The organism is Prosthecobacter sp. (genome assembly GCF_049294395.1).
Classification (GTDB): Bacteria; Verrucomicrobiota; Verrucomicrobiia; order Verrucomicrobiales; family Verrucomicrobiaceae; genus Prosthecobacter.
Map to the genome: position 1 here is coordinate 44,257 of NZ_JBAQCR010000122.1, position 20,106 is coordinate 64,362.

A 20,106-nucleotide genomic window follows, 5' to 3' on the forward strand; every position below is an offset into this window, starting at 1 on the left:
CCAACCCACCTGCCAACCTGTCCATGAATCCCTTCGCCACCTTTTTTGTCGGTGCTTCCCTGTTAATGATGCTGCTCGTCTATGTCGGCACCGCCGTGCATACGACCAAGCGGCGCGTGGGCACGCTCCTCATCATCCTCACCGCCTTCTCGGCCATCTATACGATCGAGGCGATGAAACTCCAGCTGGGCATCGACCTTCAGGGCGGCAGCGAGTTCATCGTTCAGCTTGCTCCAGGCAAGAATGATGACGGCAGCCCCAAGGCAGTGACCAGCAGCGATGTGCAGCAGGCGATCGCGATTCTTGAAAAACGTCTGAATGCTGACGCCTCGAAGGATCTCACCATGCAGCCTGAAGGAGCTGACCGGATCGTGATTCAGATGCCCGGCATCACCGAAGTGGAGATCAAGGAAGTGCGCGAAAAGATTCAGACCGTGGCGCACCTCGAGTTCCGCCGGGTTCACCCAGACAGCCAGGCCAAGCTGGAACAGATCAAGGCGCGCGGCGGCATCAAGGAGCCGGGCTGGATCGAAATGTTCTACAGCACTCCTATCACGGGTAAAGATGGCACGGTGATCAACCGGTCTGAACTTGTCCGCGATTCGGCTGATATCGAAGGAAAATATGTTTCCAAGGCCTTCCGCACCGTCGATGCCGAAGGCAACAAGGTGTCACTCCAGTTCGACAGTGCTGGAGCCAAGATGTTTGATGAACTGGCGGCAGTGCATTATCAGAAAGAAATGGCCATCATCGTGGACGGCCAAATCCACTCCGCACCCCGGCTGCAAGCCAAACAGTTTGGTGGCAGGGCGGAAATCTCTGGTGGCGGCGGCAAGGGCTTTTCCCAACAGGAGGCTGACACGTTGGCCACGCTGCTGAGCAACCCGCTGCAGAACCCGATGAAGATCCTGTCTGAGAGCTCGGTGTCCTCTGCTTACGGCCAGTCTTCCATTGATCAGGGCAAGTGGATCGGCGTCGCCGCTCTGATCATCACCACCTGCTTCATGATGTTCATCTACCGTCTCGCCGGTCTCGTGGCGATTGTCGGTCTGGTCATCAACATCGCGATCCTGTTCGGTGCGATGGCGTTGTTTGGCTTTACGCTCACCATGCCTGGCATTGCTGGTGTCGTGCTGACGATCGGCATGGCGGTGGATGCTAACGTGCTGATCTATGAACGACTTCGTGAGGAAATGGAGGCGGGCAAGACTTTCGCCGCCGCGCTGGAAGCCGCCTATGACAAGGCTTTTTCCGCCATTGCTGACTCCAACATCACCACGCTCATCTCAGCACTGATTTTGTTCCTCATTTCCGGCGGTCTGGTCAAAGGCTTCGCTGTCACGCTGATGATCGGTCTGATCTCCTCGATGATCGGCGCGCTGATCGTCACCCGCGTGATCTTCATGTGGGTGGTGGACAAGAACATCCTGAAGAAAATTCACACGACCAAAATCATCCCGGACAAGGTTTTCGACATCCTGTCCTCGGCTCCCAAATTCATCATTGCCTCACTCGTCGTCACCGCGATTTCGTTTGGCACTCTTGCTTATAAGGGCGGCGCAAGCTTCGGCATCGACTTCCGCGGTGGCAGCCGTGTCGACGTGACGCTGGCCAAGGGCAAGGACATCCCCGACACCGATTTCGACGCCCTTTTCAAAGGACTCAAGCAGGACGACGGCAAACCCCTCGGCAGCTATTACATCCAGCGCAAAAGCGCGGGCGGCACAGAAAACCTGAGCATCCGCTGCGAAGAGAACAGCGGAGCGGTGATCCAGCATGCGATCACCGGCAAATGGAACAAAGACACCGTCGCCGGCACCAGCATCGCAACGGTGGGTTCCGTGATCGGCTCCGAACTCGCCAAGCAATCCATGTGGGCCATGTTCGCCGCGCTGATCGCGATCTTTGTGTACCTGCTGATGCGGTATGAGTTTGCCTTCGCCGTCGGTGCCATCGTCGCTCTCTTCCATGACGTGCTCATGGTGCCCGGCTTGTGCGTGCTGTTTGGCCAGGAGCTCAGCATCATCCACGTGGGCGCGCTGCTCACCATCGCCGGTTACTCCATCAATGACACCATCGTGGTGTTTGACCGTATCCGTGAAACCATTCAGAAGGGCACGGGCGGCAGCATGCGTGACATGATGAACGAGGCCATCTGCAAGACCCTCTCTCGTACGCTCCTCACCGGCCCAACCGCCCTGGCGCCGATGATCGTGCTGCTCTTCCTCGGCAATCCTGCCATGCTTGAGTTCGCCATGCCGATCACCATCGGTGTGCTGCTTGGCACCTACTCTTCCATCTTCATCGCCTCCCCGCTGGTGCTGTGGTACGCCAAGAGGAGCGGTACCAGCCTCAAGCACCAGGTGCTGGATGCACAGATCGAGCAGCTCAAAGCGCAGCAGGCCATCGCCGCTGCGACCGTGGCTGCCGGCAAGAAGTAATCGGAATTCGAAAGGTTTTCGTTTCGGTTCCCATCATCAATCTCCATGGCAAGGCAGGCGTTTTGCGCCTGCCTTGCTGAAGGAGGTGAATCGAGACCAGCAGGTTTTCATTGGTCCGGAATAAGAAATCAGGGAGCAAACGCTGCCTGCAGGCTGGGGAGAAATGTACTCCCATTCAATGCTCGCCTGCGTCCGGCATGGCCTTATTCTTGGACTCAAGCCATTGTTCAAGATCACGCTCTTCTCGGTGCTTGAAGTGGCGGCATCATGATCCCTTCAGGCTGGCCCTTGTTTATTCATGCCAAAGGGGGATCAGGATGATCCCCTCCTCCTTGCGAGCCATGCTCTGGCATCCACTCGAGTAAGTTTTTCGATGGACAGTTAAGCACAAAAAAGAGGGCGGCATTCCTGCCGCCCCCTCTTGTTTGTTGAGCTTGTCGTTCGCTTAGTTGTTCGCTGGCGGCGCTGGGTTGGCCGGTTCCGCAGGTTTCACTTCGAGCGGTGGTGGAGCGGGGGTGCCGGGAGGGGCTCCAAGCGGAGGAGTTGTGCCAGGAGGCGTCGTTTCCGCAGGTGGTGTCACTCCACCCTTGGGACCATTGGGATCATCAGGAGCCAGCGTCGTGACGGCCGTAGCTGCGGCGGCGGCTTCAGCGGCTTTCTTCTTCGAAGCTGCGAGCTTTGCGGCATTTGCCTTCGCCTTTTCAGCGGATTGTTTGAGATAGGTCTGATAGTCAGGTCCGTTGCCCGTGATCGTCACTGGTGTGCCGACCGCGGTGTGTTCGAACAGAATCGGTGCCATCTTGGAAGGAAGGCGGATGCAACCATGCGAGGCCCGGCGTCCGGGCTTTGGAATCGGCCCGATGTGCATGCCGACACCGTCGCCGGTGAGGCGCATGAAGTAGGTCATCTTGGCGGCTTCAAAGTGGCCACCCTCCGGCAGCAAATCCCGGCCCTGCTTGAAGTCCGAGTTCACCACCTTGCCGTTCTTGTCGAAGCCCTTGCCGTAGAGATTCGAGACCTTGTCCTTAATTTTCTCCAAGATCTTGAACTCGCCGGTGGGTGTTGGGAAGGTGGGGATACCGCTGGCACAATAAGTCCAGCCAACAACGTCCCTGCCGTTGTACAGGGTCACACGTTGCACATCCACATTCATGACCATGCTAGTGATGGGCTTGCTGCCACCGGTCCATTCACCCGGATACTTCCATTCGGCTTTCACCGGTTCCGGTGGGGGGGCGGGCTTTTTACGGGAAGACTGGCAGGAAGCAGCCAGCAGCAGCATGCCAAGCACCCATGTGGCGCGCAGCGGAGGAAGGGAGTTTTTCAATTTCACGATGTTTCACCCTAAGGGAACTGCTTCCTGCGCTCAAGTACCAGCGGAAACAATATTTTCAGGAAAGATCGAACAATTCTGCAGGACGTGAAATGAGCAGGTCCTCGCCACACTCGATCAGCTCTGCCTCGCTGCGAAAGCCCCAGCGCACTCCCACGGCGCGCATGCCGCTGTTCTTCGCAAACTGCATGTCGATGCCGGAATCTCCGACGTAGGCCATTTCGTTGGTCTGCAAGCCAAGGAAGGACGCCATCTCGTGCGCACCGGCGGCATCCGGCTTGCGCGGGACTTCGGCGCGCTGTCCCAGGATGTGGTCAAACACTCCCGTGCCAAAGAAATGCTCGGTCATTGGCACGGTGAAGCGATGCGCTTTGTTCGAAATCACGCCCAGTTTCAGGCCACGGCGCTGCAGTTCTGCCAGCATCTCCACGATGCCTTCATAGGGCCGGGTCTGGGCCTGCCATAGCAGATCGTACTGCGCCCGATATTCCTCGACGCAGACTTTGATCAGCTCATCGCTCCGCACCGCCTGGGGCAATGCGCGCTCGACGAGCTTTTCCATGCCGTCCCCCACCATCTGCTTGAACACTTCTTTTTCGCAGCGCGGATACCCTCGGGCATCCAGCATCCGGTTGATCGATTCGGCAATGTCTGCGAGCGAGTCAATCAAGGTGCCGTCGAGGTCGAAAATGAAGGCTTTGAGGGTGGGCATGAATCCTTCATGCCGCGAAATGTCGCTGCGATCAACTTGCCAGAGCGCCCAATGCAGCGAAAAACTCTAATGCTCACTGATTACCACACGCACACGCCGCTTTGCCTGCATGCCGAGGGAAATCCCGTCGATTACGCGCGGCATGCGCAGAGCATCGGCCTTGGGGAGATCGGCCTGTCTGACCACAACCCGATGCCGGAGAAGTATGACGACTGGCGCATGCTGCGCTCCGACCTGCCGCGCTACTTTGAGCTGGTGGAAGAGGCGCGTGCGGCGCTGCCGGGGTACCCGATCCGGCTCGCGCTGGAATGCGACCACATCGAAGGGTATCAGAAGTGGATCGATGAGACGGCGGGCATCGCCGACTGGGACTACCTCATCGGCAGTGTGCATTACATCCATGACGGCATCGCCGTGGATGATCCGAAGCATGTCTCACGGTGGAAGACGGCGTCTGACATCGAGCACATGTGGGGCATGTACTGGAAGCTCTATGAGCAGATGATCCGCACCAAGCAGTTCGATTTCCATGCGCACCCCGACCTGGCCAAACGCTTCGGACTGCGGCCTGAGGGTGATCTGCGGCCTTATTACGGGCCGGTGATCCAGGCGCTTGTGGATACCAGCGGCATCCTCGAAGTCAGCACCGCCGGCCTGCGCAAGGACGTGCGCGAGATCTATCCCGCGCGCGAGATGCTGGAGATGGCTTTTGCAGCGAAGGTGCCCATTGTGATTAATTCAGACGCACATCTGCCCACGGATGTCGGCGTGGATTTCAACAAGGCGCTCGATCTGGTGCGGAGCGTCGGATACACGACGAGCGTGCGGTTTGAGAAACGTCAGAGAAAAGTGGTCCCGCTGCCGGAGGCATGGCCGTTATGATCTGGCAGGCACGACAGCACCGCATGGAATTTCCCCGCCGCCCGCTGGTGATGGGAATCGTGAACATCAATGATGACTCCTTCTGCGGCGACGGCACGCTGGATCCGGGCCAGGCGCTGGCGCAGGCGAAGCAGCAGCTTCAGGATGGTGCGGACATCATCGACATCGGTGCGGAGAGCGCACGGACCAACCGCGAGGCGATCAGCGTGTCCGAGGAGATCGACCGGCTGCTGCCTTTCCTCGAAAAGTGGCCGGAGCTCAGTTCGCGCTTTCATGCGCCGCTGCTTTCCATCAACACCTGGCGCAGCGACGTCATCGCTGAAGTGCTGCCGCATGGGGGCGACCTCATCAATGACATCAGCGGCCTGCCGGATGCGTTCAACGCCAAGCTCTGTGCGGAGCACAACGCCGGGCTGCTCATCATGCACAGCGTCGGCCAGCCAAAGGTGCCGCACACGCATGTGAAGTATGACAGCATCATGGACACGCTGGACCACTTCTTTGAGCAGCGTCTGGTGCTGGCGGAGAGCGTGGGACTGCCGCGTGAAAACATCGTGCTGGATCCCGGAATCGATTTTGCCAAACAGAAGGACGACAATCTTTTGATCTATCGCGAGCTTAAGCGACTCCACCGCTTCGAGCGGCCCATCCTGCTGCCGGTGTCACGCAAGACGGTCATCGGCGATGTGCTTGGCATTCCAGCTCTGGAACGCGATGCGGGCACTCAGGCCTGCATCGCCGCAGGCATGCAGCGTGGCGCGCAGATTTTCCGGGTTCATCACGTCAAAGCTGCGGTGCAGACGGTGAAGATGCTGTGGGCAGTTGAAAGCAGCCGCTGTGCGTAGGCAGGGTGTGCTTGGCGCTCTGGCAGGCGCCGAGCTACACAGCTTCTCCACACGCTCTTGGACGGGCGGGCTGTCGCCACACCCATCCTACAAGCACGCGTGAACCTTGGCCGATGGAGGAATCAGGCAGCGCCTTCTTCCTTGGCAGGCTCTTCCACCGAAGATTCTGCCAGGGCGGTTTCAGCCTGCTCTGCGAGCTCGGCTTCCGCCATGGACTCTTCGACCGGGGCTTCTGTCAGTTCTGGTTCAGCAGGCTGGGAAGTTTCCTCTGCAGGAGCTTCTTCAACGGGTGCTGCAGCAGGTGCTTCCTCTGGGGAGCCCGCGAGGGCAGCTTCAGCCTGCTCTGCCAGTTCTGCTTCAGCCATGGACTCTTCGACCGGGGCTTCTGTCAGCGCGGGTTCAGATGCTTCATGCTCTGCTTCAGCAGTCGTTTCTGCAGCAGCTTCTGCGTCAGGAGCAACGGCTTTCGCAGATGCCTTGGCAGCGGGAGCTTCCTTCTTTGCAGCGGCCGGTTCCCCCTGCACACCGAGGAAGACCATGCCGTCGCTGTATTCGATGACGTAGCCTTCATTCGCGAGCCAGCGGATGTCCTTGATGACGGCAATCTGCTCTTCCGTGGGATGCTTCGGCGCATCCGGGGCGGTGCCTTCGGGGGCTTCCGGGGAGGGAACGATCGACTCCACCAGCTTCTGCATGGGCATGCCGTTGTTGGCCTTGAGCTTTTCCACGACCTGCGCGAGGCGGTCTGAGAAGACCATGCTGGGCTCGATCGCACGAGGCTTCACGCGGCAGACGAACTGCTTGCCGGCACGACGCTTGAACAATTTCATGCCACGGCGTTCCAGACCGGCACCGAGCTTCTGCGAGATTTCAAAGAGGTGCTTGCGCGCTGCATCCACGGACTGGCGCATCATGATGAAGAAAATATGAGCAAGCTTCTGCTTGTCGATATTCCCCGGCACGGTGGCGTCACGGACTTCGATGACGGCATCGTTGGCGAAGGTGCGGCGGAAGTGCGCCTCCATGTCGGCACGGGAAGTGAGCGCGAGCGGCTCGCCGCCCTCGGGCACTTCGCCCTTCAGGCACACCCAGCGGCGGCCCTTGCTCATGTTTTCCTTCCACTTCGCGACGAGCTCCGGATTGGACTCCACACGGATGCGGCGTTTGAAATCTTCGAGCGGCATGTTCGAGAAGCGCTCACGGTGCAGCCTGAGGACACCGGTTTGATAGCTGTGATGGCTCGGCGGAGCGATGAGTTCGCCGCTCATGCCACAGACGGCCACGGAGGCAAACTCGCCCTTCGGCGCTTCGAGTTCGATCTCTTCCACACGATAAAACTCATCCAGTGCGGCGCTGCGCAGCACATGATTGAGAGCTTCATCACGGGAGAGGAAGAGGCTGCCGTCCGCAGGCACATGGTAGAAGCCAGTGGGACGTTCTTCGGCGCAGCGGAAGCGCACCATGAAGCGGTCACCACCTGCGAGCACGAGGCGTGCGGCATCAAACATGCTGAATGCGTGGCCTGTCTGGCGCACGTGTGCGGCGAGTGCATCCACCGCCTTGTCTTCTGGGAAAATGATAACCTGCACATCCTTCGGGATCTCGACCCACTCACGCTGTGGCGGGCCTGCGCGATCACGATCACCAAAACGACGCGGTGGACCACGACGATCATCACCAGGACCATCACGACGAGGCGGGCCGCCCTGACCACCGGGACGGAATCCGCCACCGGTACCTGCTGGACGCGGACCAGCGCCGCCAGGACCATCACGGCGCGGAGGTGGGCCACGGCGATCATCACGACCGCCAAATCCACCACCACCGCCACGGCGGTCATCACGACCACCGCGCTGCGGACGGTCTTCTGCATCGGCATAGCGTTGTTTGATTTTATCTTCTTTGCCGAATTCGCCGACCCACGCGGGCATCAGTTTCAAATCGGAAAGGTCAACCAGGCCGCTTGGCTTTGGCGTCTGGTTGTCGGTGCTGGCTTCTGGTTCGGTCATACTTTTCAGGCTGGAAGGGGCCGCGACTATGCCTCGAATCGTGTTTGTCGCCAGTTTTGTTCGTGTGGCGTTTTCTTGGCATGGCATTATGTGAACAAGTCCCATGCCAGCCGAACCCATCACTTTTTACAATCGCCTCACCGGCCAACTCGAAACGGAGGCGGTGTATGGGGAGGGTTTTCTGCGCTTTACCTACGAAAGCCCGCTGGGCGCCCTGCCGCTGCATGCGCTGGTCAAACGGGCGGCTTTTTCCCGCTGGTACGGCAGCCGCATGGACGCCCCGGCCAGCCGGGCAAAAATAGCCCCCTTCCTGGCCACGTACGGGCTGGACGTCAGCGAATTCGCCGATGCCCCGGAGTCATTCCGCACTTTCAACGAATTTTTTTACCGCAAGCTCAAGCCGCAGGCACGGCCGGTTGCTCCGGGCGACGATGTCATCACTTTCCCTGCGGACGGCCGCCATTTTGTGCTGCCAGACATCGCCCATTGCACCGATTTTTTCATCAAAGGCACCCGCTTTGACCTCCCTGCCCTGCTGCGCGATGCCGCGCTCTCCGAGCGCTTTGCCCGCGGCAGCATGCTGATTTCCCGCCTGTGCCCGGTGGACTACCACCGCTTTCATTTTCCCTGCGCCGGCACTCCTGGAGCCGCCCGCCTGATCAATGGCCCGCTGTATTCGGTGAGTCCCATCGCCCTGCGCAGCCGGGCCAGCATCCACTGGGAAAACAAGCGGGAGATTACGGTGCTGCGGACTCCCGCCCTCGGGGATGTGCTGCTACTGGAAGTCGGCGCCACCTGCGTGGGCTCCATCGTGCAAACTTATACGCCGGGTGCCGCCGTCGAAAAAGGGGCTGAAAAAGGCTACTTCCGCTTCGGAGGCTCCTGCTTCATCACGATCTTTGAGCCGGGTAAAATCCAGTTTTCGGACGATTTGATCAAGCACAGCCAAGCTGGGCGCGAAGTCTATGCCCGCATGGGCGATGTGGTGGCTCACGCCCGCGGGTGAAAGCGCCGGTGCACGTCCTTGAGCCGTGCCTGATCCACGTGGGTGTAAATCTGCGTGGTGGAGATGTCCGCATGGCCGAGCATTTCCTGGATCACGCGCAGGTCGGCACCGTTGTTCAGCAAATGCGTGGCAAAGCTGTGGCGCAGCAGATGCGGATGCACACGGGCAGGATCCATGCCGCAGAGCGCGGCGCGTTCCTTCACGATCTGCTGGATGCGTGCGGTGGTCAGTCGAGTGCCGTTGCGTGAGATGAAGATGTGGCTCTGGGATTTTGGCCCCACCAGCTCAGGGCGTGCATGCTCCACGTAGGCAGCAATGGCCTCGCGCGCTGCACCGCCCACGGGTGAGAGACGGGTCTTGGAGCCCTTCCCCGTGACGCGAATCCAGCCCTCTTCGAGGCTGAGGTTTTCCAGCCGGGCATCGGCCAGCTCCGACAACCGCACACCGCTGGCATAAAACAGCTCCAGGATGGCCCGATCCCGCCGGTCCAACGGGGCGGTGCCGTTCACAGATTCGACGAGCTTGCGCACGTCCTGCTCGTTCAGGGAGTCCGGCAGGTGCTTTTCCTGGCGGGGAGGCAGAATCGGGTCCGCAGGGTCAGAGGGGATGTGTTTGCGCGCGGTGAGCCAGCGGAAGAAGATTTTGACGGCGATGAGTTCGACCCGGGCCGAGGACGCCGCGATGCCGTCTTTTTTTCTCTGGGCCAGAAAGCCGCTCACGTGCTCCGTCGTCACGGCAGCCGCGCTGGCGGAGTCGTGCCTGGCCTTGAACCACGAGGCAAACGCCTCCAGAACCCGGCGGACCAGGAGCTGATAGTTCGTGGACAGACCCCGCTCGGTCGCCAGGTGGAGGATGAAGCCATCGATAAGTTCCAGCATCGGCGTCTAGAGTTGCACGGATTTGCACGTCACGAGAATGACAAAATTCTTGCCCTCAGGCGCGGCGGGCGGCAAAGATGCCTCATTATGGCCTCCTACAACAAAGTCATGCTCATCGGCAATCTGACCCGCGACCCCGAAGTGCGCTACACGCCCAAAGGCAGCGCGGTGTGCGACATCGGGCTCGCCGTGAACCGCGTGTACACCTCCGACAGTGGTGAGAAGGTGGAGGAAGTCACCTTTGTGGACGTGGTCCTCTGGGCCAAGATGGCCGAGCTGGCGGGCAAGTATCTGAAGAAAGGCCGCCCGGTCTTCATCGAAGGCCGCCTGCAGATGGATTCCTGGGAAGACAAGCAAACCGGCCAGAAGCGCACCCGCATGCGCGTCGTGGGCGAGCAGATGCAATTCCTCGGCAGCCCTGGTGGTGACCGTGCTCCAGCCGGCGGTGGTGGCGATGACGAAGGTGGCTACTCCGGTGGCGGAGGAGGAGGTGGTGGCGGCGGTTACAACCGTCCCGCAGCCCGTCCGGCCCAGCGCCCAGCACCTGCCCAGCAGCAACGCCCGGCCCAGCGCCCTGCTCCGCCGCCGCAGAACGATGACTTCGGTGAAGGCCCGATCACCGACGGCATGGAAGACGACGACATTCCGTTTTGAGAAATGAAGCCGGCGTTTTGCCCTGCTTGATTGGAAGAGAACCTGCTCCTGAGCCGTTATTTGCGGCCCTGTGAATTGCTCTGTCTCCAGCTTGGTTTTTGCGCTCAGCGCCGTCGCTTTGTCGGCGGCGTCTGCCGCCGAGACTGTGTCCTTTCGCAATGAGGTGATGGCCGCCATTTCCAAAGCGGGCTGCAATCTGGGCACCTGCCATGGCAATGCGACGGGCAAAGGCGGCTTCAAGCTTTCGCTGCGCGGACAGGATCCTGATCTCGATTTCAAAGCGCTCGCCCGAGACGCCTCAGGCCGCCGCGTGGATGTCTTCGCGCCGGAGCGCAGCCTGATCCTGGTCAAAGGTGCGAATCAGATCGCCCACGAAGGCGGCAAGAAGCTCGATCCCAAGGCCTGGGAATACCAGGTGCTGCGGAGCTGGATCGCCGCGGGTCTGCCGCGTGATGACAGCACGGCACCGAAAGTGACCAAGCTCGCTGTCACTCCCACCGAGCTCGTTTTGGACGAGCCGCAGGACAAGGTGCAGATCACCGTGCGGGCAACGTTTGCTGACGGCACGCAGCGCGACATCACTGACCGCGCGATCTATGAGCCGCTACAAAACGGACTCGTGGATGTGAGCAAGAGCGGGCTGGTGAAGCGCCTGCAGTTTGGCGAACCGGGAGTGCTGGTGCGCTTCCTGAATCAATCGGTGCCCGTGCGGCTGACATTTGTGAAAGCGAATCCGGCCTTTGTGTGGAGCAAGCCGCGCCGTGACAACTACATCGACTCGCACGTCTTCAACAAGCTCAAGACCCTGCGCATGAACCCCAGCGCGGTATGCAGTGACGAGGTCTTCATTCGCCGTGCCTGGCTTGATCTTTGCGGCATGATCCCGCCTGCGGATGAAGCGCGCGCCTTTGAGGCCGACACGCACCGCGACAAGCGAGCGCGCTTGATTGACCGCCTGATGGTGCGGCCGGAGTTCGCCGATTACTGGACGCTCAAGTGGTCCGATGTCCTCAAGGTCGAATCACGCACGCTGGACAAAACCGGGGTGCAGGCCTTTCACGACTGGATTCGAGATGGCATCACTCGAAACCGCCCGATCAATGAAATGGTGCGCGCCATGCTTGCCTCCCGTGGCAGCACCTATCACGAGCCCGAGACGAATTTTTACCGAGCCAACCGTACGCCGGAGCTGCGTGCCACCACGGCGGCGCAGGTGTTTCTCGGCACCCGCCTTCAGTGTGCGCAGTGCCACAACCACCCCTTTGACCGCTGGACGCAGGACGACTACTACAACTGGTCCGCCGTCTTTGCGCAGGTGGACTACAAGATCATCGGCGACATCAAACCTCGTGATAAAAACGACAAACATGAGTTCAACGGAGAGCAGGTGGTCTTTCTCAATGCCAAGCTGAACATCGAAAACCCGCGCACCGGAGACAAGGCCAAGGCCCGGTTCCTAGGTGCGGACATGCCCAAGCTCGCCGAGAAGGAGGATGAACTCCAGGCTGCGGCCAACTGGCTCACCAGCGCACAGCATCCTCTGTTTGCCAAAGCACAGGCCAACCGCATCTGGTATCATCTCATGGGTCGTGGTCTGGTCGATCCCGTGGATGACATGCGTCTCACCAATCCCGCCAGCCATCCGCAGCTGCTCGAAGAACTCGCCCAGGATTTCATCCGCAGCGGTTTTGATCTGCGGCACCTCATTCGCACCATCATGCTGAGCCGCACCTACCAGCTGGACAGCACGCCGAACGAGACGAACGCCGTCGATCTCATCAACTACTCGCACCACCTGCCCCGCCGCCTCAGCGCCGAGCAGCTGATTGATTCGCTCTACTCTTCGATGCGTGTCACGCCGGATTTTAATGGCTGGGGCCGCGGCACGCGTGCCAGCCAGATTCCCGGCCCCGACAATGGCCGTGGGAGTCCCAATCCCACGTCTCCAGAGGCCTTCCTCGCCCAATTTGGCCGCCCGAAACGCGAGCTGAGCTGCGAATGTGAACGCGCTGCGGACACCTCCATCGGTCAGATTTTCCAGTTCATCAGCGGCCCCATCGTCAGCAACGTCGTCTCGCAGAAATACAACCGGCTCAGCTCGCTGCTCAAGAATCCCGACAACGGCGCCGTCACCCGCGATCTCTACTGGGCCCTCCTGACCCGTGCCCCCACCGCCGACGAAGCCAAGGTCATGGAAGCCCTTCTCGCCTCCGCCAAAGACCGGCGACTCGCGCTGGAGGACATCACCTGGAGTCTGGTGAATGCGAAGGAGTTTTTGCTTGCCCGATGAGCACGCCGCTTCGTGTCTGGATGACGACTTGAGCTGGACCGTTACCGCATGACAAAGCAGGGGCTTCGTGGCATAACGCCTCATGTCTTTCATCCGTCAACGCGTCGCCCTCCTCCTCGCCAGTCTGCTCGCCGCAGCAGCTCTGTCTTCCTGCACGGAAGGCAATCTCGGCCGTCTTCAAAATGTGCGCACGGGGGCCATCGGCATCGGGCCCACCGGGAGTCATCCGGGCGATCGTCCGCTGACCCATTTCAAATCTGAAACCCCCGAGGAACTGCGTGTGCATCAGGCGGTGCGTCGCGGAGTGGAGCGTGCGTTGGATGACAGCCGTGCCTTCAGCTATGTGCCCTTTGCCCAGATGAAGCAGACCCCGAAGAGCCTGAACATTGCGAACCAGCGCAGCGAGGTCCGAAAATTCGCCGCTGCCAATCATCTCAAGGCCGTCATACGCGTCTGGGCCACCCCTGACTTCAAGCAGCAGAGTGTCAGCGTCGGTTTCCTGGCCCATGCGCGCAGCGGCAAGGCCATCGCCAGCAGTCTTGCCATGGCACCGGGGCCGGTGCCTCCGCTGAAAAACCCTACCGCCCGTGCCTCCCTCCCGACTTGGGAAAAGACCGCCTACGAGGCCACCAAAAAGGCGCTCGCCAAAGTGCGCGGCTAGATGCGCCTGGGGATTTTGCATTTGTTGGTTCCAGCAGAGTCTCGCGATTGACGTGAGAACGAGCCGCTGCGCAACGTACTGATGCGCCTCATGAAACCAGCCATTCTCCTCTCCCTACTAGTCAGCACTTCGCTGCTCGCCCAAACTGCCGCACCCAAAGCGCCCGCACCCAAAGCGCCCGCACCTGCGCCAGCGGCCAAAGCCAAAGGCCCGACCATTCCTGCGGATGCGCAGTGGCATGATGTGACGAGCTGGGGTGTGGAAGGACGCGGCTGGGGAGATCAGGAGAGGAAGCGCTGGTTTGACCGTCTGCCAGCGAAGGCGGAAAAAACCGTCACACCTGCGGTTTGGGGTCTCAGCCGCGACAGTGCAGGCATGATGGTGCGCTTCAAGACGAACGCGAACACGCTTTACTGCCGCTACGATCTCCTCAAAGCAAATCTGGCCATGCCAGCCATGCCTGCCACGGGTGTGAGCGGCCTCGATCTTTATGCGCGTGATGCCGAGGGCAAATGGCGCTGGGTGGCATGCCCGAAACCTGACAAGCAGCATGTCGAAGCTGTGCTGATCAGCGGCCTGGCCCCCGGCGAGCATGAATTCGCCGCCTACCTGCCGCTCTACAACGGTATTGAAAAACTGGAAATCGGCGTGCCTGCGGGCGCGAAGTTTGAAGGATTGAAGCCGCGTGAAAAGCCCATCGTTTTCTACGGCACGTCCATCACCCACGGTGCCAATGCCTCGCGTCCCGGCATGGTTCACACCGCCATCCTGGGTCGTCATCTGGACCGCCCTGTCATCAACATCGGCTTCTCCGGCAATGGTCGCATGGACGCCGCAGTGGGCGATCTTATCAATGAACTCGATCCTGCCGTCATCGTCATCGACTGCCTGCCCAATATGCAACCCGCCGACGTCACGGCCAAATGCGTGCCACTGGTGAAGCAGCTGCGCTCCAAGCATGCCACCACGCCGATCATCCTCGTCGAAGACCGCCGCTTCACGAACTCCTGGATCACCCCTGCCAAGGCCAAGTTCCATGACGACAACCACGCCGCCCTCAAAGCCGCCTACGAGCAGCTCAAGAAAGAGAAAGTCGCCAACCTCCACTACATCAGCGGTGATGCGCTCTACGGCACCGATGCCGAAGGCTCCAACGATGCCTCCCACGGCACCGACCTCGGATTCCTGCGTCAGGCTGAAATCTTTGAGCCGGTGCTGCGCAAGGCTCTGAAGTAACCCGCCTCACTCGGTCCCCGGCGGTTCCAGCAATCGCCGGGGCAGGTCATGCATGCCTTGCAGCACGCGGAAGACAACAAGCATGTCGTCCTCGATGCGGTAAAAAATGAGGTGCTTGTGAAATGAGCCTTGAATCTGGAAGGACCGCAGCCGCGCAAGACGTCGATTTCGGAACTTACGGACGCGACCAAGATCCGGCTGTGCAGCCAGGTCTTTGAGAATTTCGACCAAAGACATCAGATACCTTTCAGAGATGTCTGCACCCGCATGCACATCATACCAGTCCGACTGAAGACGTATATCAAGTGAGGCGTCTTCAGTGCGTTGAATTGTCAGACCTGGCATGGTGCAGATTCCATGACGGCTTTATTGGAAGGTCTGCCTTTTCGGATTGAATCAAGAAAGGCTTCATCCAGCGGATAGCGCGGGCTATCCAATGCCTTGAGCATCGCTGCTTCGAGCTCTGGCGACTCATAGCCGTCCTCCCCAAGAACCTCATCATGGCGACGTTCCATCCAGTCCAGCAATTCCAAAAAGCCGTCCGCTGGGAGAGCAGCAATTGCGTCCTCAATCTGGGCAACAGTCGTCATACCTTAAAACTATTCACCACCAGGCGTAACGCAAGCCCTGCATGACCGCTCACTTACCGATCTTGTACAGCGCCTTGTCCGTGCGGATGAACAGGGCGCTGCCATCGGCGATGGGGCTGGCCATGATCGGGCCGTCGAGGGTGTTCTGGGCGAGGATTCTGAATTCCTTGGCGGCGTTGATGATCGTCACGACACCTTCGCGGCTGCAGAAGTAGAGTTTGCCATCTGCGATCATGGGCGAGGCGCTGAACTTGCCGCCGATGCGCTCGCGGTAAAAGGCCTCGCCGGTTTTCGTGTCTACACAGCTGACGATGCCGCCGTCATCGACGTAGAAGAGAAGACCGTTGTGCAGCACGGGCGAGCACATCTTGGGAGCGTTCTTGTTGTTGCGCCAGGCGACTTCGGGCGTTTTTAAACCGGCGTATTTGAGAGCGATGACGGCCGATTTGCCGAAGGCGGTGCTGAAATAGATCTGCTGATCGTCGGCCACGGGCACGGTGGACATGGAGAAACCGAGTTCACCGTAGTGGATCTTCCAAAGCTCCTGGCCCGTGACGGGATCGTAGCCGTAGACGTTGTTGGCGGCGGAGCTGATAACCTGCGGCTGGCCGTTGATCGTGACGACCAGCGGCGTGCCGTAGGCTTTGCGCTGCTGCGGGCGCGGATCCATGTCGCCACTGCGGGGTGTTTTCCATGCGACCTTGCCGGTCTTCGTGTCAAAGGCGGCGATGAACTGCTGATCGCTGCCGTCAAAATGTGCGATCAGCCTGTCTCCATGCAGCACGGCGGTGGAGCCGGGGCCGTTTTCGTGCATGACGTGGAGTTCCTCGTTTTTCCACAGCACCTTCAAGGTTTTTGTATCGAGGGCGACGGTGCCAAAGGAACCGAAGTGTGCATAGAGACGGCCCTCTGCCAGAACGGGTGAGGGTGAGGCATAGCTGTTGAGCTGATGCGCCCACTGCGGGTCCTTCACATTGAGCAGCTCGATGTCATGGAGGACTTTGCCGCTGATACGATCCACACACAGGGCGTGCAGGCTCACGGAACCCAGCACGGTGAGAGGCTGGTCGCCGGTGTTGGATTCGAGGCGGCGTTTGGCTTCCTCGGGAGTGGCTGCTTTTTCGAGGGCGGTGGTGAGCCAGATCTGATCGCCCCACATGACGGGTGTTGAATGGCCACGGCCCGGAAGCTCTGTCTTCCAGGCGACATTGCTCGTCTCGCTCCACGTTTCCGGCAGGCCGGAGGCGATGGCGTGACCTTGGGCCGAAGGGCCGCGCCATTCGGGCCAGTTGCCGGCGTGGGAGGCGGAAGCGAGAATCAGGAGCGGGAGTAGAATGCGGTGAATCATGAGCGAGAAAAAACGTGGCATGCAGCGGGGAACTGTCTTTCACTGGGAATGATCATGCGCATCCCGTTTTTTCTATTTGTTTTCGCCGCCGCATTGCAGGCACAGACTACGGAGCTCGAAACATACATCGAGGTGCGCTCCGGGACGCTGCCCATCATTCTCACCGTGCCTCACGGCGGCACCTTGAAGCCGGACAACGTGCTGGCGCGGCGCTACGGTGTGACGGGCATTGATTCCAACACCATACCGCTGGCTGGAATGATCATTCAAGAACTGGAGACGCGTTACGGCGGCAAGCCGCACGCAATCATCTCCCGCTTGAGCCGCACGAAAATGGATCCGAACCGCGAGCTCGAAGAAGCCGCGCAGGGTGATCCAACCGCCATCGCCGCCTGGCACCGCTTTCATGACAGCGCCCAAAAAGCCTGTGAGAGTGTGATGAAGAAAAGCGGCATGGGTCTGCTGCTGGATATTCACGGACACCGCCATCTGGATCAACGAGTCGAACTGGGTTATCTGGTGAAAGGAGACATCCTGAAGCAATCCGACGCGGAACTGAACGCGGATGCGGCGCTGATCGCCTCCACGAGCATCCGTGATCTGGACAAGCGCTCGCCGCAGAGCTTTGCAGAATTGCTGCGTGGGCCGCAGAGCCTGGGCGGTTTGCTGGAGTTTAATGGCTTTCGCTGCCTGCCCAGTCCTTCAAAAGCGAATCCGGCCTTCATGGCGGGCTACTTCAGCGGTGTTTATGACGTGGCTGCGCACGGTTCACGCAGTGGCGGCACGGTGAGCGCCATCCAGGTGGAGTGTCCTTGGACCAATGTGCGTGAGACGCCGGAAACTCAGCGCCGCTTTGCCAGAGCGCTGGCGAATTCACTCGGGGTTTACTTTGAGGTTCACTTTGGCCGGAAGCTGAAGTGAGCGTTCGGTCAGCGGTTGCGGCTGCTCAGGATCTGCCTTTTTGAGCTTGTCCCAGCAGCCGTCAGCGATCTCTTTTTGCGCAGTGAAAACGCGGATCTGCGCAGGCGTGCTGGAAGCCCAGTCAATGGGGATGCGCTCATCGCACAGCCCCCGACGCTGCAACCAGCCAAAGAATGCGATGCTGCCGAGAAGGGCCAAATTGAATGGCAGGCAGAGCGGCAGCAGCGCCAGGCGCAGCAGGGCTTCCGAGAGCGGTTCCCACAGGAGGGCCATCGCCAGTGTGACCAAAAGCATCCACACGACGGTCTTCACATTCAGCCGCAGGTAATGGCCACCGAGAGCCAGGGCGAGAACGATGACATTCATGGCGAAGGCGGGATCTCCAAAGACCGGCTTCCATGCGGAACCCGCCATGCAGATGAGGACTGCTGACAGAGCCACGAGAGCGCTGGTGCGTGAATGCCAGAGAATGCCGATGAAGAACCAGACCCAACAGAGCAGCAAACGAGTGGAGGTGAACTGCGCGGTCAGGCTGAGATGACTGCCAAGAAATCCTCCCCATGACTGCGCGTACTCCTGAGCTGTGCCTCCGGACAGGGTGGCTGCGAAGCCTGTGTACGCATCCGCAAACAAGGGAGCGCACAAGGCTGCCGTGGTGAAGTGGTGCCGTGCCTCATCAGGATGGCCAGCTTGCAGGGCGCACCAGCCAAGTCCGTCCCATGAGTCGGCGAAGAAGGAATCCAATGCAACCGCACGGCGAAACGCCAGCGCGGCATCGTCATAGCGGCCCTGACGGAGGCGGCTCCAGCCAAGTCCGTCATAGGCATCTGCGACTCCAATTTTGAGCGAGAGCACGCGTGAGAACGCGGTCTGTGCGCCGGTTTGGTCTCCACGGCGGTACAAACTCCAGCCGAGACCCGCACAGCGATAGGCCTCCGCCATGTCGGTGCTGACTTCGGTGTTGAGAAAATGTTTCTCGGCTTTTTCAAAACGATTGGTGAGGAGTGCGCGCCAGCCGCGCGTGAGTTCGGCATCATGCACGCCAAAGAAAATCAGCGCGGTCAGCGCAGCCCACGCAGCAGCGACGTAAGGCAGGCTGAAGAGAACATAGGGCGACTTTTTCTCGTGCATGCGTTCGGCCACGGGCACAAAGAAAAAAGCCATGGCTGCGCAACCGAGCGCCGTGGTGAGCGCCTGCGCCCAAAGCGGCACCTGCGGAAAAAGATACCACAAGGCACCGAGCAATGCGCCATTCACGCTGAAGAGTCCGGTTTTGAGCACGGTGTCATCTTGCGCGCGCCACTGGGCGAGTGCAGTGATGAGGAGGGCTCCGCCGAGGCTCATCAGCGCGGCTTCGACCGAAAGGACCAACAAACCGATGAGCACACACACGCCGGTAATGCGGCTGTTCGCCACGAGCATCTGCCCGTAACCACGCAGGGTGTGGTCGAGCAGGCGTGTCATGCGGCGAGGGGAAGTTCTGAAATCACGAGCGGCACTTTATGCGATCCTGAAGGCGCGGCAATCTTGGAGACGAAGGTGATTTGAAAATCGGCCGTGCTGTTCCAAGCAGTTTCAAGCGCGGCGTGGAGATGCCGGCTGCGGGTGCGGATTTGGGAGGGCGTGTGCATGAAGTCCCTCCATCATCAACGCTGACCCGGAGGATGGCCTGGAGGTCCCGAACGTGTGATGGCAAATCCGTCCTGCACCATGTAGCCCTCCGGATTGATCTGCATGAGTTTCTCAAACAGGGGCGCGGCAAGCCGGGCCTGCCCCTGGTTGATCTGCGACCAGCCAAACCAGCTCATGGCAATGGGGTCTTCCGGTTGAAGCTTGTAAGCTCGTTCCAAGTAGACTTCTGCTTTGCGGTACTCCTGCTGATTGAAGAGAATCTCTCCGGCGATGAGCAGCGTCGGTCGATGGAACTGGTCGATTTTCAGGACTTCACGTGCTGCGCGGAGGGCATCTTCGGGCTGGGTCTGCGCAAGAAAGACGTTCATCATGCCGAGGTGCGGTGTGAGGGCGCGTGGTTCCTGTTTGGAGGCGGTGGTGTAATACTGGACGGCCTTGATGTAATCCTTGTTGAGATAGGAAAGCCAGCCAGTGCGCACCGCCGCTAGGTAGGTTTCACCGCCGGCATTTTTGAAAGCAAGGACACTCTCGATAGCAGCGGCATAATCATTGTTGGATTCCTCGGTAAGAGATTTCTGCCAGGCTTCGGCGATGGCGGGGAGCTTGTCGGCGGCGTTCGCAGCGGTGACGCAGGCGAAGGCGAGGATGAGGAGATGTGTTTTCATGGT

The 20,106-nt window shown here is 60.0% G+C and carries 19 protein-coding genes; 9 read left to right on the plus strand and 10 right to left on the minus strand.

Annotated elements, in window-relative coordinates; translation table 11 throughout:
- Positions 1-23: 23 nt before the first annotated feature.
- Positions 24-2,441 carry a protein translocase subunit SecD gene (gene secD / locus WAW39_RS07855; protein WP_422317509.1) on the plus strand — a complete coding sequence of 806 codons (2,418 nt, stop codon included), beginning with the start codon at positions 24-26 and terminating at the stop codon, positions 2,439-2,441.
- Between the two features lie 445 nt (positions 2,442-2,886).
- Here the strand turns inward: secD and WAW39_RS07860 are convergent, their stop codons facing one another.
- Together WAW39_RS07860 and WAW39_RS07865 are read right to left on the minus strand one after the other, a co-directional pair.
- Positions 2,887-3,774, minus strand: coding sequence for a L,D-transpeptidase family protein (locus WAW39_RS07860; RefSeq protein ID WP_422317511.1), 888 nt, complete (start codon positions 3,772-3,774; stop codon positions 2,887-2,889).
- 58 nt (positions 3,775-3,832) lie between these two features.
- On the minus strand, positions 3,833-4,486 hold the full coding sequence (locus WAW39_RS07865; RefSeq protein WP_422317513.1) for an HAD family hydrolase: 654 nt from the start codon (positions 4,484-4,486) through the stop codon (positions 3,833-3,835).
- A gap of 69 nt (positions 4,487-4,555) precedes the next feature.
- On the opposite strand from WAW39_RS07865, the gene WAW39_RS07870 reads away from it, so the two are divergent.
- Complete coding sequence (locus WAW39_RS07870) at positions 4,556-5,368, plus strand: histidinol-phosphatase HisJ family protein (protein ID WP_422317515.1); 813 nt, start codon at positions 4,556-4,558, stop codon at positions 5,366-5,368.
- Positions 5,369-5,391: 23 nt separating this feature from the next.
- Positions 5,392-6,213, plus strand: a complete 822-nt coding sequence (gene folP / locus WAW39_RS07875) for a dihydropteroate synthase (protein WP_422317517.1) — start codon at positions 5,392-5,394, stop codon at positions 6,211-6,213.
- Positions 6,214-6,335: 122 nt separating this feature from the next.
- Here the strand turns inward: folP and WAW39_RS07880 are convergent, their stop codons facing one another.
- Positions 6,336-8,222, minus strand: coding sequence for a hypothetical protein (locus tag WAW39_RS07880; protein WP_422317519.1), 1,887 nt, complete (start codon positions 8,220-8,222; stop codon positions 6,336-6,338).
- Positions 8,223-8,325: 103 nt separating this feature from the next.
- Here WAW39_RS07880 and WAW39_RS07885 point away from each other — a divergent pair, with 103 nt between their 5' ends.
- Entirely contained in the window at positions 8,326-9,228 is a 903-nt protein-coding gene (locus WAW39_RS07885; RefSeq protein ID WP_422317521.1) for a phosphatidylserine decarboxylase, read from the plus strand.
- Here WAW39_RS07885 and WAW39_RS07890 read toward each other — a convergent pair.
- A complete protein-coding gene (locus tag WAW39_RS07890) occupies positions 9,213-10,106 on the minus strand; it encodes a tyrosine recombinase (RefSeq protein WP_422317523.1) in 894 nt (297 codons plus the stop codon). The genes WAW39_RS07885 and WAW39_RS07890 overlap by 16 nt on opposite strands.
- 87 nt (positions 10,107-10,193) lie before the next feature.
- Between WAW39_RS07890 and WAW39_RS07895 the strand changes: the two genes are divergently transcribed.
- The 4 genes from WAW39_RS07895 (at position 10,194) to WAW39_RS07910 (ending at position 14,947) form a co-directional block, all read left to right on the plus strand.
- Complete coding sequence (locus WAW39_RS07895; protein ID WP_422317525.1) at positions 10,194-10,760, plus strand: single-stranded DNA-binding protein; 567 nt, start codon at positions 10,194-10,196, stop codon at positions 10,758-10,760.
- A gap of 70 nt (positions 10,761-10,830) precedes the next feature.
- A complete protein-coding gene (locus tag WAW39_RS07900) occupies positions 10,831-13,050 on the plus strand; it encodes a DUF1549 and DUF1553 domain-containing protein (protein ID WP_422317527.1) in 2,220 nt (739 codons plus the stop codon).
- Between the two features lie 82 nt (positions 13,051-13,132).
- Positions 13,133-13,711, plus strand: coding sequence for a hypothetical protein (locus tag WAW39_RS07905; protein ID WP_422317529.1), 579 nt, complete (start codon positions 13,133-13,135; stop codon positions 13,709-13,711).
- A 90-nt stretch (positions 13,712-13,801) separates the two neighbouring features.
- The gene (locus WAW39_RS07910; protein ID WP_422317531.1) at positions 13,802-14,947 is read left to right on the plus strand and encodes an SGNH/GDSL hydrolase family protein; all 1,146 of its coding nucleotides are present in this window, start codon (positions 13,802-13,804) and stop codon (positions 14,945-14,947) included.
- A gap of 6 nt (positions 14,948-14,953) precedes the next feature.
- Here the strand turns inward: WAW39_RS07910 and WAW39_RS07915 are convergent, their stop codons facing one another.
- Genes WAW39_RS07915 through WAW39_RS07925 form a run of 3 tightly spaced genes read right to left on the minus strand, consistent with a single transcriptional unit; the run spans position 14,954 to position 16,885 of the window.
- Positions 14,954-15,292 carry a type II toxin-antitoxin system RelE/ParE family toxin gene (locus tag WAW39_RS07915; protein ID WP_422317533.1) on the minus strand — a complete coding sequence of 113 codons (339 nt, stop codon included), beginning with the start codon at positions 15,290-15,292 and terminating at the stop codon, positions 14,954-14,956.
- The gene (locus WAW39_RS07920; RefSeq protein ID WP_422317535.1) at positions 15,280-15,537 is read right to left on the minus strand and encodes a hypothetical protein; all 258 of its coding nucleotides are present in this window, start codon (positions 15,535-15,537) and stop codon (positions 15,280-15,282) included. Before WAW39_RS07920 ends, WAW39_RS07915 begins: the two co-directional genes overlap by 13 nt.
- Before the next feature lie 49 nt (positions 15,538-15,586).
- Positions 15,587-16,885: a PQQ-binding-like beta-propeller repeat protein gene (locus WAW39_RS07925; protein WP_422317537.1), complete on the minus strand. Its 1,299-nt coding sequence runs from the start codon at positions 16,883-16,885 to the stop codon at positions 15,587-15,589.
- Between the two features lie 54 nt (positions 16,886-16,939).
- On the opposite strand from WAW39_RS07925, the gene WAW39_RS07930 reads away from it, so the two are divergent.
- Complete coding sequence (locus WAW39_RS07930; protein WP_422317539.1) at positions 16,940-17,806, plus strand: hypothetical protein; 867 nt, start codon at positions 16,940-16,942, stop codon at positions 17,804-17,806.
- On the opposite strand, the gene WAW39_RS07935 is transcribed toward WAW39_RS07930, so the two are convergent.
- From WAW39_RS07935 to WAW39_RS07945, 3 genes are read right to left on the minus strand one after another with little or no spacing between them, the layout of a single operon-like run.
- Positions 17,759-19,270, minus strand: coding sequence for an urea transporter (locus WAW39_RS07935; RefSeq protein ID WP_422317541.1), 1,512 nt, complete (start codon positions 19,268-19,270; stop codon positions 17,759-17,761). The two genes, WAW39_RS07930 and WAW39_RS07935, sit on opposite strands and share 48 nt — an antisense overlap.
- On the minus strand, positions 19,267-19,437 hold the full coding sequence (locus WAW39_RS07940) for a hypothetical protein (protein WP_422317543.1): 171 nt from the start codon (positions 19,435-19,437) through the stop codon (positions 19,267-19,269). The genes WAW39_RS07935 and WAW39_RS07940 overlap by 4 nt, the downstream gene beginning before the upstream one ends.
- 15 nt (positions 19,438-19,452) lie before the next feature.
- Positions 19,453-20,103 (minus strand): tetratricopeptide repeat protein, encoded by a 651-nt coding sequence (locus WAW39_RS07945; protein ID WP_422317545.1) that lies wholly within the window; start codon positions 20,101-20,103, stop codon positions 19,453-19,455.
- Positions 20,104-20,106 lie beyond the last annotated feature (3 nt).